The 13,352-nt window shown below is 40.5% G+C and carries 12 protein-coding genes; 10 read left to right on the top strand and 2 right to left on the bottom strand.

The genetic code is table 11. The annotated features are described in order from the left end of the window. The first annotated feature begins 63 nt into the window (after positions 1–63). From JWR61_RS23710 to rfbD, 7 genes are all read left to right on the top strand, one after another. The gene (locus JWR61_RS23710; protein ID WP_301930182.1) at positions 64–1,191 is read left to right on the top strand and encodes a DegT/DnrJ/EryC1/StrS aminotransferase family protein; all 1,128 of its coding nucleotides are present in this window, start codon (positions 64–66) and stop codon (positions 1,189–1,191) included. Positions 1,192–1,200: 9 nt separating this feature from the next. After that, a complete protein-coding gene (locus JWR61_RS23705; protein WP_290340173.1) occupies positions 1,201–2,532 on the top strand; it encodes a UDP-glucose/GDP-mannose dehydrogenase family protein in 1,332 nt (443 codons plus the stop codon). 144 nt (positions 2,533–2,676) lie between these two features. Next, entirely contained in the window at positions 2,677–3,660 is a 984-nt protein-coding gene (locus tag JWR61_RS23700; protein WP_301930181.1) for a UDP-glucuronic acid decarboxylase family protein, read from the top strand. 169 nt (positions 3,661–3,829) lie between these two features. Then, positions 3,830–5,122, top strand: a complete 1,293-nt coding sequence (locus JWR61_RS23695; RefSeq protein ID WP_301930180.1) for a nucleotide sugar dehydrogenase — start codon at positions 3,830–3,832, stop codon at positions 5,120–5,122. Between the two features lie 57 nt (positions 5,123–5,179). Then, complete coding sequence (locus JWR61_RS23690; RefSeq protein WP_301930179.1) at positions 5,180–6,166, top strand: SDR family oxidoreductase; 987 nt, start codon at positions 5,180–5,182, stop codon at positions 6,164–6,166. Between the two features lie 15 nt (positions 6,167–6,181). Then, positions 6,182–6,736, top strand: a complete 555-nt coding sequence (gene rfbC, locus JWR61_RS23685; protein ID WP_301930178.1) for a dTDP-4-dehydrorhamnose 3,5-epimerase — start codon at positions 6,182–6,184, stop codon at positions 6,734–6,736. Positions 6,737–6,744: 8 nt separating this feature from the next. Beyond that, on the top strand, positions 6,745–7,620 hold the full coding sequence (gene rfbD, locus JWR61_RS23680) for a dTDP-4-dehydrorhamnose reductase (RefSeq protein WP_301930177.1): 876 nt from the start codon (positions 6,745–6,747) through the stop codon (positions 7,618–7,620). A gap of 21 nt (positions 7,621–7,641) precedes the next feature. On the opposite strand, the gene JWR61_RS23675 is transcribed toward rfbD, so the two are convergent. Together JWR61_RS23675 and JWR61_RS23670 are read right to left on the bottom strand one after the other, a co-directional pair. Next, positions 7,642–8,376 carry a glycosyltransferase family 25 protein gene (locus JWR61_RS23675; RefSeq protein ID WP_301930176.1) on the bottom strand — a complete coding sequence of 245 codons (735 nt, stop codon included), beginning with the start codon at positions 8,374–8,376 and terminating at the stop codon, positions 7,642–7,644. 11 nt (positions 8,377–8,387) lie between these two features. After that, complete coding sequence (locus JWR61_RS23670; protein ID WP_290340166.1) at positions 8,388–9,155, bottom strand: NYN domain-containing protein; 768 nt, start codon at positions 9,153–9,155, stop codon at positions 8,388–8,390. Between the two features lie 203 nt (positions 9,156–9,358). On the opposite strand from JWR61_RS23670, the gene JWR61_RS23665 reads away from it, so the two are divergent. The 3 genes from JWR61_RS23665 (at position 9,359) to JWR61_RS23655 (ending at position 13,063) form a co-directional block, all read left to right on the top strand. After that, entirely contained in the window at positions 9,359–10,528 is a 1,170-nt protein-coding gene (locus JWR61_RS23665) for a class I SAM-dependent RNA methyltransferase (RefSeq protein ID WP_301930175.1), read from the top strand. 166 nt (positions 10,529–10,694) lie between these two features. Continuing rightward, positions 10,695–12,026 carry a cytochrome ubiquinol oxidase subunit I gene (locus JWR61_RS23660; protein WP_301930174.1) on the top strand — a complete coding sequence of 444 codons (1,332 nt, stop codon included), beginning with the start codon at positions 10,695–10,697 and terminating at the stop codon, positions 12,024–12,026. 5 nt (positions 12,027–12,031) lie between these two features. Continuing rightward, entirely contained in the window at positions 12,032–13,063 is a 1,032-nt protein-coding gene (locus JWR61_RS23655) for a cytochrome d ubiquinol oxidase subunit II (RefSeq protein WP_301930173.1), read from the top strand. Positions 13,064–13,352 lie beyond the last annotated feature (289 nt).

Here is a 13,352-nt window from a genome sequence, read left to right as displayed (position 1 = left end):
ACTATAGGATCAAATTTGAAACTGCCCCCTGAATCCCTATCTTTGCCAACGAAAAAATTATATATGAGGCCTCTGCAGATGGTTGATACAAAAACACAGTACCTGAAAATAAAACCAGAAGTGGATGCGGCTGTGTTGAGTGTGATGGAAAGCAGTCAGTTTATCGGGGGGAAAGTGGTAAATGATTTTGCGGCAAACCTGGCTGCATACAACGGCGTAAGGCATGTTATTCCCTGCGCCAATGGTACCGACGCTTTGCAGATTTCCATGATGGCATTAGGGCTTAACCCCGGCGATGAAGTAATTACACCCTCGTTTACCTACATAGCTACGGTAGAAGCGGCCGCATTGCTGCACCTGCAACCTGTTTTTACAGAAGTAGATAAACGGACTTTTTGTATGGATGTGGAAGCGCTTGAAAAGGCCATTACCCCTAAAACAAAAGCCATTATTCCTGTGCATTTGTATGGGCATGCGGCTGAGATGGAGCAGATTATGGCGATTGCAAAAAAACATAACCTTTTTGTTATCGAAGACAATGCCCAGGCAATAGGCTGTGATTATACATTTGGTGATGGGCAGATAGTAAAAACCGGCAGCATCGGACATATTGGATGTACCTCTTTTTATCCGTCGAAAAACCTGGGTGCATTCGGCGATGGGGGGGCAATATTTACCAATGACGATGCGTTAGCAGGAAAATTAAAAATGATTGCAGCACATGGGCAAAGCAAAAGATATTATCATGAAATGGTGGGCTGCAATTCAAGATTAGATGCGATACAGGCTGCTATTCTTGACATTAAATTACAGCACCTGGATGAATACATCGCGGCGCGGACAAAGGCAGCTGATTTTTATGACAACGCTTTTGCAGGTTATAAGCAAATAACTACTCCGTTCCGGGCTTCGTATTGTAAACATGTTTTTCATCAGTACACATTAACGCTAAACAACGTTGACCGGGATGGATTAAATAAGTACCTGGCTGAAAATGGAATTCCCTCGATGATATATTACCCCGTGCCCTGTCATAAACAGAAAATGTTTGACGCCTTTGGCGGAAAAAATTACCAGCTTGCAACTACGGACTGGTTAACTGAAAGAGTGATTTCGTTACCAATTCATACCGAGCTGGATGAAGAACAGCAAACATTTATTGCATCTAAAATCTTAAACTATATAAACTAAACATTAATTATGAAGATAGCAGTTGTAGGAACAGGCTATGTTGGCCTTGTAACCGGAACCTGTTTTGCAGAAACAGGTAACGAAGTAGTGTGTGTGGATATTGACAAGACCAAAGTAGACAAATTGTCTTCAGGAAAAATCACAATTTACGAGCCCGGGCTGGAAAAAATATTTTTAAGAAACCAGCGTGAAGGAAGGTTGCAGTTTACAACATCTCTTGCAGATGGGATAAAAGATGCCCAGGTTATTTTTCTTGCATTACCAACACCTCCCGGAGAAGATGGAAGTGCGGATTTAAAATATATATTAGGTGTTGCAAAAGATTTGGGCGCCCTTATAAAAGCAGGAGATTATAAAATAATTATTGATAAAAGTACTGTGCCTGTGGGTACTGCCGCAAAGGTAGAAAAGGCATTGCTTGACAATGGAGGCATTGAAGGAACATTTGATATTGTGAGCAATCCTGAATTTTTAAGAGAAGGTGTTGCGGTAGATGATTTTATGAAGCCGGACAGGGTGGTGATTGGAACTTCTTCAGATAAGGCAAAAAAGGTATTGAATGACTTATATGCACCCTTTGTACGCCAGGGCAACCCGGTAATTTTTATGGATGAAAAAAGTGCTGAGTTAACAAAGTATGCTGCCAACTCTTTTTTAGCAACCAAAATCACTTTCATGAATGAAATTGCACAGTTGTGTGAACTGTTGGGCGCTGACGTAGACATGGTCCGGAAAGGAATTGGCAGTGACGAACGCATTGGCCGACGCTTTTTATTTCCGGGCATTGGTTATGGAGGTAGTTGCTTTCCTAAAGATGTGCAGGCGCTGGCAAAATCGTCTATTGAAGTTGATTATAGTTTTAAAATACTAGATGCAGTAATGGAAGTGAATGAAAAGCAAAAACTTCACCTGGTGCCAAAAATAAAATCTTACTTTAATAATGACCTGAAAGGTAAAAAAATTGCATTGTGGGGGCTGGCGTTTAAGCCTAATACAGATGACATCAGAGAGGCACCAGCCTTATATTTAATTGATGCGTTTTTAGAGGCCGGTGCCACAGTGGCTACCTTTGATCCCGAAGCTATGAACAATGTGAAGCAGCTGGTAGGGGATAAGATTACTTTTGTAGAAAGCCAGTACGATGCGCTGAAAGATGCTGATGCATTGGTAATTGCAACAGAATGGAGTGAGTTCAGAACACCGGATTTTAAAAAGATAACATCCCTGTTAAAGAACAAAGCTATTTTTGACGGACGTAATTTGTTTGATTTAAAACAGATGGAAGACCTGGGGTATCACTATGTAAGTATTGGTAGAAAAGCAATTGTTCAGAATAGCTAAATGGATGATTTCTGAATTACTATGGCTGTATAGAAGCAGCTTTCATCTGTATAAGATTTTTCAAGTTAAGAAGAGATCACCAACAGATATTTACAAATAAGATATCCAACATAAATATAAAAAATCAGACTTTAAACGAGTAATATGGCAAACAAAAGGGTATTGATAACGGGAGCTGCTGGCTTTTTAGGATCACATTTGTGTGACCGGTTTATAAAAGAAGGGTTCGATGTTATCGGAATGGATAACCTGATCACCGGTGATATAAAAAACATCGAGCATCTTTTTAAGTTAAAAGAATTTGAGTTTTATCATCATGATGTTTCTAAATTTATACATGTTTCCGGCCCACTCGATTACATACTTCATTTTGCTTCACCAGCCAGCCCGATTGATTATTTAAAAATACCTATCCAGACTTTAAAAGTTAGTTCACTTGGTACCCACAACTGCCTCGGACTTGCCCTTTCAAAAGGAGCAAGAATGTTGGTAGCGAGTACCAGCGAAGTGTATGGTGATCCTTTGGTTCATCCCCAAACGGAAGAATATTGGGGCAATGTAAATCCCATAGGACCACGGGGTGTATATGATGAAGCCAAACGATTCCAGGAAGCTATTACCATGGCCTACCATACTTTTCACCACCTGGAAACAAGGATTGTAAGAATATTCAATACATATGGACCACGAATGCGCCTCAATGACGGACGTGCATTACCAGCATTTATCGGGCAGGCATTGAGAGGGGAAGATTTAACGGTGTTCGGCGATGGCAGTCAGACAAGGAGTTTTTGTTTTGTGGCTGACCTGGTGGAAGGCATTTACCGGCTGTTAATGAGCGATCATGAGCAACCTGTTAACATTGGCAATCCGGATGAAATTTCTTTAAAAGATTTTGCGGAAGAAATTATAAAGCTAACAGGGACATCACAAAAAATTATCTATAAGCCCTTGCCTACAGACGACCCTAAACAACGTCAACCGGATATTACAAAGGCAAAAGAAATTCTCGGCTGGCAGCCTACTGTAAATCGTGCCGAAGGATTAAAGATTACTTACGAGTATTTTAAATCACTCCCGCAGGAAGAATTGTATAAATTGCCTAAGGAATTTATTAAGGCAAAATAGGCAATAGCTTATGTGGGACGGCTTGTTAGAAAATCAGGCAATTAGTTGTAAAACTAAATGTGGTTTTCCGAAAAACAGTTTAAATATTAAATTAGCCACTCCGTTTTGGAGCAATAACGATCTATGCCATTTCCCCACAGGGGTTAGAGGCGTGTAAAATAAATTTAGAATGGAATACCAGGAACTGATAGATAAAAATAAAATACTGGCAGTAATAGGGCTGGGGTATGTTGGCTTACCGATAGCGTTGGAGTTTGCAAAAAAAATTAAAGTCATTGGCTTTGATATCAATGCGAAGCGGGTGGAAATGATGCGTAATAATATCGACCCAAGTAAAGAGTTGGAAACAACAGCATTTGAAGGATGTGATATTGAATTTACCAACGATCTTGAAGTATTAAAGCAGGCTTCTTTTTATATTGTAGCTGTACCTACGCCGGTGGATGAACACAATGTGCCAGACCTGGTGCCGGTTACACGGGCCAGCGAAACGATTGGTAAAGTGATTAAAAAGGGTGACTATGTTGTTTTTGAAAGCACTGTGTACCCCGGATGCACAGAAGAAGATTGCTTGCCGATTATTGAAAAATTAAGCGGCTTAAAAAATGTTATTGATTTTAAAAGTGGCTATTCACCGGAAAGAATTAACCCGGGAGATAAGGAGCATACATTGGCAAGAATTATAAAAGTGGTAAGTGGTTGTGATGGCGAAAGTCTTGATTTAATTGCTAAAGTGTACGAGTTGGTTGTAACAGCAGGTGTCCACAAAGCATCCAGCATAAAAGTGGCAGAAGCAGCAAAGATTATTGAAAATACACAGCGTGATTTGAACATCGCACTGATGAATGAGTTGTCAATTATTTTCGATAAAATGGGTATTAATACTTTTGAGGTATTGGAGGCTGCAGGAACCAAATGGAATTTTTTGAAATTTCAGCCTGGCCTTGTTGGAGGGCACTGCATAGGTGTTGATCCGTATTACCTGACGTATAAATCTAAGGAACTGGGATATGACAGCCAGGTTATCTTAGCGGGGCGTGTTATCAATGATGGGATGTCTGGCTATATAGCAAAAAAAGTGTTGCAACATATCATTCAGCATAATGGTAATATAAAAAAAGCGAAGGTGCTTGTGATGGGTGCAACGTTTAAAGAAAATGTGAGTGATATCCGCAACAGTAAAGTGGCAGACGTTGTAAAGGAATTGCAGTCTTATTCACTTAATGTGCATGTAACTGATCCGCATGCATCCAGTACTGAGCTGGTGCATGAATATGGATTTGGTTTAACAACAGCTATTGCAAACGACTACGATGCAGTGATTGCAGCGGTACCACACAATGAGTATAAAAAACTGGACGACAATTATTTTGCTGGTATTACAAAGCCTGAGGCTATGATAGCTGATTTGAAGGGGATTTACAGGACGGCAATAAAAAGCAGACTATACTGGAGTTTATAGATAACTAAATAATTTAAGCCATTTAAACTTCAGCTTTTTTACAAAGACTAGAATTCCATGGATAACATTTTTCATACAAAAGATTTAAGCAACGCAGATTTTTTAGTAACAGGTGGAGCAGGTTTTATCGGCAGCCATATTGCTGAATATTTATTAAAAAATGGAGCTCGTAAAGTAAGGGTGCTGGATAATATGGTGAATGGGTTTGATTCAAATTTGGCAGTGCTTCGTAAATACCCTGCATTTGAATTTATAGAAGGAGATATACGCAATGCGGATACCTGTCAACAAGCCTGCAAGGGAATTCAGTATGTTAGTCACCAGGCAGCATTGGGCTCAGTGCCCCGTTCTATTAAGGAGCCTGTTTATTTTAATGAAGTAAATGTTGGTGGCTTTGTAAATATGCTAAAAGCAGCAGTTGATAACAGTGTTGAACAGTTTGTATATGCTTCGTCATCTTCTGTGTACGGGGATGAGCCAACTCTGCCTAAAGTAGAAAATCGTATAGGGAATTGTTTATCGCCTTATGCCGCAACAAAAAAAACGAATGAGCTGTATGCCCAGGTATTTGGTGATGTGTATAAATTAAAAATAATAGGATTCAGGTATTTCAATATTTTTGGCCCCCGCCAGGATCCGGATGGCGCTTATGCTGCTGTAATTCCATTATTTGTGAAAGGAATTATGAAGCAATTGCCGGTTTATATTAATGGCGACGGGGAGCAAACGAGGGACTTTACTTTTGTTGACAATGCTGTGCAGGTGAATATTAAAGGCATGCTAACGGACAATCCTGCGGCCATTAAACAGGTTTATAATGTAGCAATCGGCGAGAATTTTTCTGTAAATTATTTATTTAATGCCTGCAGAGAAAATTTAGATAGTACTTTTGAAGCCACCTACCGGCAGCCTAGGCAAGGTGATATCCGAAATTCACTGGCAGATATTTCGCTGGCAAAAAATTTACTCGGTTATCAGCCCACTAAAAATTTTAACGATGGGCTGACTGAAACAATCGATTTTTTTAAAAAGATATATTCTTAAACATTTAATTATTTTATGCCGTTTACAGCAACTGATTTTCCCGGATTATTGATTTATGAACCAAGGGTTTTTAACGATGACCGCGGTTATTTTTTTGAAAGCTACAATTATAACACTTTTACCGAAGGTGGCGCAACTATGACTTTCGTGCAGGATAATCAGGCCAGGTCTACTTATGGTGTAATCCGCGGATTGCATTTTCAGTTAAACCCCAATGCGCAAACCAAATTAATCCGTTCATTGAGCGGTACTATCTTAGACGTTGTGGTTGACCTGAGAGTTGGTTCACCAACTTTTGGTAGGCACTTCAGCATAGAATTATCTGCAGAAAATAAAAAGCAATTACTGGTACCCAGGGGCTTTGCTCATGGGTATTCCGTGTTGACAGAAACAGCAGAAGTATTGTATAAATGCGATGGTTTTTATCACAAAGAAAGCGAAGGCGGATTGATGTACAATGATCCCACACTGAATATCGACTGGAAGGTACCGGCAGGCAAAGAAATGGTAGCTGCCAAAGACCTGGTGCTTCCTAATATAGAAGACTGCAAAACCAATTTTACTATTTAATTTTTATTGTGGCAGAAAAAAAGACAATTTTAGTAACCGGTGCCAACGGGCAGCTGGGTAAAGAAATGAAAGTAACCAGTGCATCATTTCCTGCATATCATTTTTTGTTTGTAACTAAGGGTGAATTGGCTATTGATGACCTGGAGGCAGTTACAAATTATTTTGACAACCATGCAATTGACTATTGTGTCAATTGTGCCGCTTATACTGCTGTGGATAAAGCTGAAACAGAAACTGAAAAAGCCATGCTGGTGAATGCAACTGCGGTAGGCAACCTGGCTGCTGTTTGCAAAGCGCACAACGCCCTGTTCATCCATATTTCAACAGATTATGTTTTTGATGGCACCGCCACCATCCCTTATACAGAAGATTTTCCGGTTGCACCTGTAAATATGTATGGGGCAACCAAATTAAAAGGAGAAGAATTGGCACAGGAAAATAATGCAGGCAGTATTATCATTCGCACTTCCTGGGTATACAGCAGCTTTGGAAATAATTTTGTAAAAACGATGCTGCGCCTGATGAAAGAAAAGGAAAGCCTGAATGTTGTAAGCGACCAGCTAGGCTGCCCGACTTATGCTGCCGATCTTGCTGCAGCCATTATGCAAATCATTGTGTCAGAAAAAGCAACTTCCAACGCCGGTATTTATAATTATTCCAACACCGGTGTTATTAACTGGTACCAGTTTGCGGATGCGATTAAAGAATTATCCGGTAGCAAATGCATGGTTAATCCCATTCCATCTTCCAGTTATCCAACGCCGGCAAAACGGCCTTCCTATTCGGTAATGGATACAACCAAAATTCAAAAGACCTTTGATTTAAGTATTCCTGCGTGGAAAGACAGTTTGGTTAAATGCCTGCAATTGTTAGACGCGTCATAGCTCCCTTTTAGAGGATGGGGCTTACTTAAACCACCTGCTGACATAAGATTTATAATATTTCTGAGCAAGCCATGCAATGCGGCGTTGCGTGCTTTTTGTTTTAGTTGAGATACCGGCAGAAAGCAGCCCGTTATGCGATCCCTGCTCTGTTATAGGAGGATCAGCCCAATACATTTTTATCACACCAGTATCAATCAGTGTATTGTGCCACCAGTCGATTACCTGTTTACATTTATGCGTTTCCAAATCTTTCAGCATATTTTTTGCGGCTTGCAAATCCAGCAAATAGGCACCTGCGCAGCGACCCTTTATGGCAGGGTATAATAACTGTCCTTTGCGTAATTTTTTTACTGCAGGAAACTGAAGTGTTGTATTTTCAAGAGAAATGATAAAGCCGGCAGGAAGCGAGGCTGCTTCAGCTGCTATTTTTTTTATCTGCTGTACAAAATCACCTAAAAAGAACGGGTCATTTTCAAATACCAACGCAAAGCGGTTATTGCATTTTACCATGCGCTCGTAACTTAAAATATGGTTGAGCGTACAACTTAATACGCCAACAGACAATACCTGTTTTATATCCGCCGAAAAATATTTATCCAGCAATGCCTGGTAAAAACAACTGGGGTCACCATCTGTTACATATTCAAAAGACAATCCGTTTTTTGCAAACAATTTATTGATCCTGTCCTCATGAAATTCGTACCCCTTTTTTGCATGAACAATGTAAATGCTCTCTATGCCAAACTCTTCAATCATCCTCCTGTTTTTTATTGCTGCTGTGCTTCTTTGTTGCGCACAAAAATTAATTTGGTACCACCTTTTTCTGTCTCCCGTTTTTCAATCTCAAACTGCGGTAACGATTTCATCAGCGGCGTCAGTTTTAAAAAGCCATAATTCCTCGGATCGAAATTAGGCTGTTTTTTTAACACCAGGTTGCCGACATCGCCTAAAAAGGCCCAGCCATTTTCATCGGCCAAATCATCAATGGTGGCTTTTATAATTTTAAGCGTTTCCCTGTTTACTTTGTCAACAACCGCTTTGGTAGTAGGCTTGCTGGCTTTTGCAACTACGGTTTCAGGTTCGCCTGATTCAAACAATGGAATAATTTCCATGTAAATAAATTTATCACAGGCAACTATAAAAGGGTTGGGTGTTTTCTTCTGGCCAATGCCAAACACTTTCATTCCCGCTTCCCGTAACCTTGTGGCCAGTCTTGTAAAATCGCTATCGCTGGAGATGATACAAAATCCATCGACCTTACCGGAATAAAGGATATCCATGGCATCAATAATGAGGGCGCTGTCGCTGCTATTTTTGCCACTGGTATAGCTGTATTGCTGAATAGGAGTAATCGCATTTTCAAGCAACACATTCTTCCACCCGGATACAGTAGGTTTTGTCCAGTCACCATAAATTCTTTTGAAGGTAGGCGTGCCATATTTGGCTATTTCTTCCATCACGCCTTTAACGTTACTGTAAGGCACATTGTCTGCATCTATCAGTACAGCCAGCCGTATATCTTTTTGAAAGTCCATTACACAAGTTACTTCTTTTATATAATTTTATTTAAGCTGCGAAGTTATTTGCAGTCAGGATATTCAGACAATTTACTTTTGATTAAAGAAATTGCAGCCGTACTTTCTTTGCCTGTAAACGTCTTAATCCAAAATCGATTGCCAAACATCTCGATTTCTTACCAGCCAATTAAACATTTGTATTGGTTACTTTTGCACTACTTATGCAAGTCTTCCACCTCACCAGCAAAATAATCATTACCTGCAGCAACCGGCTTTCTCCTTACCTGCAGCAGGAAATTAGGGAACTCGGTTTTACGCCAGTCCGTGTTTTTAAAACGGGTGTTGAACTAAAAGGTACATTGGCCGATTGCATCAAACTCAACCTGAACCTGCGTTGTGCCAGCCAGGTATTGTTTTCTGTAAAAGAATTTACAGCGTACAATGCGGATGATTTGTATAAAACCTTGATTAATTTTGAATGGGAAGATATCATCCCTGCCGATGGCTATTTTTCCATCAGCAGCAATGTAGATAATGAGACCATCAACAATTCGTTATACGCCAATGTAAAAGTGAAAGATGCCATTGTTGACCGCTTCCGCGACAGAACGGGTGTACGTCCAAACTCTGGTCCGGAACTGGATAAAACAGTTATTCATTTATACTGGAAAGAATCCGTGGCGGAAATATTTATTGATACTTCTGGTGAGACATTGTCCAAACATGGATATCGAAAAATACCCGGCAAAGCACCCATGCTGGAAGCATTGGCAGCAGCCACTTTACTGGCAACCAAATGGGACCGGAAATCACCCTTCATCAATCCCATGTGCGGATCATCCACACTAGCCATTGAAGCCGCTTTACTGGCTACCAACCGCAGGCCCGGCTTATACCGCAGCAATTACGCTTTTATGCATGTAGCTGGCTTTACCAACGAAATGTACCAGCAACAACGGCAACGGTTAGACGAAATAATTAAAGAAGTGCCGGGCCTTACCATCATCGCCACCGATATCAGCGAGGACGCCATCAACATTTCAAAAATAAATGCTGGTGCTGCAGGCGTGGCAGATTTGATTGAGTTTGCTGTTGGTGATTTTGAAACAACCCGTATTCCGGAAGATCAACCCGGCGTTATTTATTTTAACCCTGAGTATGGCGACCGCCTTGGCGTAGCTGCTGCATTGGAAATTACCTATGGCCGAATGGGTGATTTTTTAAAGAAAAAATGCAAAGGTTATTTCGGCTACATCTTCACAGGGAATTTAGAACTGGCAAAAAAAATTGGCCTCAAACCCAGTCGCCGTATAGAATTTTACACCAGCAAAATTGATTGTCGTTTGTTTGAATACGAGTTGTATGCGGGAACAAAAAGAATAACTCCCTAATTCTCCAAAGAAGAAAATAATCTGCATCAAAATGTAGAGTTGTTTTAATAAAAGTTGTTGCAATCCGGAGAGAAAAAATCCATACGCATAAGATAAATGTTTAAACAAATCCAACGAAGCTCATTTCATTGGTTGTACCTTTGCATCGCAAAAAAATCAGTTTCTTATGGACGATTTTATAGCCGCCCGTTCGCAGATGGCGTTGTCGCTGGGCTTTCACATAGTGTTCTCCTGTATCGGTATGGTGATGCCTTTTTTTATGGCGGTTTCCCATTATTATTATCTCAAAACAAATCAGCCGGTTTACAGAAATGTAACCAAAGCATGGAGCAAAGGAGTGGCTATTTTTTTCGCAACCGGCGCTGTATCGGGCACGGTACTTTCTTTTGAACTGGGCTTGTTATGGCCCAAATTTATGCTGCATGCAGGGCCCATTTTCGGACTGCCATTTTCACTGGAAGGCACGGCGTTTTTTATAGAAGCCATTGCGCTTGGTTTCTTTCTGTATGGGTGGGACAGGTTCAATAAATGGTTTCACTGGTTTACCGGGGTGGTGGTAGGTGTGAGTGGTTTGGTTTCCGGCATCCTGGTGGTAGCAGCCAATGCGTGGATGAATACACCAACTGGTTTTACTTTTGCAAACGGACAATACTCAGACATTGATCCCATAAAAGCCATCTTTAATCCCGCCTGGTTTTCTCAATCACTGCACATGTCTATCGCTGCTTTTGCTGCCACAGGGTTTGCTGTAGCCGGCATACATGCATTGATGATGCTGAAAAGAAAGAACGTAGTTTTTCATACAAAAGCTTTTAAAATAGCCGCCGTATTTGGCGCCGCCGCTGCTATATTGCAACCCTTGAGCGGAGACATTTCTGCAAAGTTTGTTGCCAGAACACAGCCCGCAAAACTGGCTGCAATGGAAGCACATTTTACAACAGAAAAATCAGCATCGTTAATCATCGGGGGCATTCCGGATGAGAAAAATAAAGAAGTAAACTATGCATTAAAAATTCCGGGCGGTTTAAGTTTTTTAGCCAACGGAGATTTTAAAAGCGAGGTTAAAGGATTGGATAGTATTCCTGAAGAGGAACGGCCGCCGGTAGCCATATCGCATTATGCATTTCAAATAATGGTAGCATTAGGCATGATCATGATGGGCATTGCCATTATGTATTTTATTGCGGTGATAAGAAAAAAGCAATGGCGAAACAGCCGGTGGTTGCTGCAATTATTTGTGTGGGCAACACCACTGGGTTTTATCGCTGTAGAAGCCGGGTGGACTGTAACTGAAGTGGGCAGACAACCCTGGATTATTTATGGCGTAATGAAAACAAAAGATGCTGTAACACCGATGCCCGGCATTGTGTATTCGTTTTATCTTTTTAGCGCCGTGTATCTTTCGCTGGCGTTGATCGTAATATTTATGTTGTACCGGCAAATAAAAATGGTGGATAAATTGTATGATATTCCTGCAGGTGAGCAGGTAAAAAATTAATGACTATGCTGTACGTTGTAATGGCATTTTTGTGGGTAGCAATACTGCTGTATCTTTTAATGGGCGGCGCCGATTTTGGTGCCGGCATCATAGAATTATTTACTACTAAAAAGAACCAGGAAAGAACCCGCAGAACCATGTACCGGGCAATAGGTCCTATTTGGGAAGCCAACCACATGTGGCTTATTATCGTGATTGTGATTTTATTTGTTGGCTTTCCTACTATCTATACTACCATGTCGGTAAATCTGCACATTCCGTTGGTAGGTATGTTGCTGGGCATTATCGCAAGAGGCACTGCATTTACTTTTAGAAATTACGATGCAGTAACCGATGAATTGCAGGTAGTTTACAACCGTATTTTTATGTACGCCAGTTGTGTAACGCCATTGTTTTTAGGTATCATTGCCGGTTCGGCAGTTTCCGGTAAAATTGATCCGTTAGCTGAAGGTTACCTGGACGCCTATATCTTTAGCTGGCTTAATTTTTTCTCTGTTGCAGTTGGTTTATTTACCGTAAGTATTTGTGGCTTCCTGGCTTCCATTTATTTAATTGGCGAAACAGAAAACGAACAGGATGTACAACGTTTTAAAATAAAAGCACGTACCACCAATATCGCTGCGGCTGTTGCCGGTACATTTGTATTTATTGCAGCAAAGCTGGATGGTGTGCCACTACAGGAATGGCTGTTTGGCAATCCGGTTGGTATCGCCGCAATTGCAGCAGCAACCGTTTCCCTGGCATTGCTGTGGTATCTTTTATCTAAGGGGAAAAAAATAATCATTCGTGTTTTGGCAGGTTTCCAGATTACGATGATTTTACTTGCGATTACCTATCAGCATTTCCCAAATATTGTATTGCTCAAAGGCGGTCAATATTTATCTTTAACCGATGGAAGTGCACCCGAAAAAACCATCTACACACTGGCCATGGCATTGCTGATTGGCAGCCTGTTTATTTTACCAGCACTGTTTTATTTAGTGTACGATTTTCAACATAAAAAAATTGTTGTAGGCAAGCCTAAAAAAAATGCCTGATTGAGATTAAGTTATTGCTTTTTTCCAGAACGAGTTTAGCCTTTTTAACTCCGGCAATTAGACCGTTGTTGGTAGATAACTCATTTATTAACGGCTAATTTATTATTGCGATCAGATAAAGAAGTACAATAGATTTCATGTGCATTGTAGTAAATTACTGGCTCGTTAAAAAGCGATTTAGCAATATCATATGCCATTTTATCTTTCGTATTTTATTTCTCTCTGCTTTCGTATGTTGCGTGTGACATTTAAGGCATAGCATAAGCAGGTATAAAAAAACGTGGTAAAT

Origin of the sequence: Ferruginibacter sp. (assembly GCF_028288465.1) — a bacterium.
GTDB lineage: Bacteria > Bacteroidota > Bacteroidia > Chitinophagales > Chitinophagaceae > Ferruginibacter.
Note: the sequence above shows the minus strand (reverse complement) of the source record. Positions and strands in the feature narration are given on the sequence as shown.

Coding starts and splice junctions, on each gene's coding strand:
- JWR61_RS23710 (WP_301930182.1), top strand. CDS start 64: ATGAGGCCTCTGCAGATGGTTGATACAAAAACACAGTACCTGAAAATA.
- JWR61_RS23705 (WP_290340173.1), top strand. CDS start 1,201: ATGAAGATAGCAGTTGTAGGAACAGGCTATGTTGGCCTTGTAACCGGA.
- JWR61_RS23700 (WP_301930181.1), top strand. CDS start 2,677: ATGGCAAACAAAAGGGTATTGATAACGGGAGCTGCTGGCTTTTTAGGA.
- JWR61_RS23695 (WP_301930180.1), top strand. CDS start 3,830: ATGGAATACCAGGAACTGATAGATAAAAATAAAATACTGGCAGTAATA.
- JWR61_RS23690 (WP_301930179.1), top strand. CDS start 5,180: ATGGATAACATTTTTCATACAAAAGATTTAAGCAACGCAGATTTTTTA.
- rfbC (WP_301930178.1), top strand. CDS start 6,182: ATGCCGTTTACAGCAACTGATTTTCCCGGATTATTGATTTATGAACCA.
- JWR61_RS23675 (WP_301930176.1), bottom strand. CDS start 8,376: ATGATTGAAGAGTTTGGCATAGAGAGCATTTACATTGTTCATGCAAAA.
- JWR61_RS23670 (WP_290340166.1), bottom strand. CDS start 9,155: ATGGACTTTCAAAAAGATATACGGCTGGCTGTACTGATAGATGCAGAC.
- JWR61_RS23665 (WP_301930175.1), top strand. CDS start 9,359: ATGCAAGTCTTCCACCTCACCAGCAAAATAATCATTACCTGCAGCAAC.
- JWR61_RS23660 (WP_301930174.1), top strand. CDS start 10,695: ATGGACGATTTTATAGCCGCCCGTTCGCAGATGGCGTTGTCGCTGGGC.
- JWR61_RS23655 (WP_301930173.1), top strand. CDS start 12,032: ATGCTGTACGTTGTAATGGCATTTTTGTGGGTAGCAATACTGCTGTAT.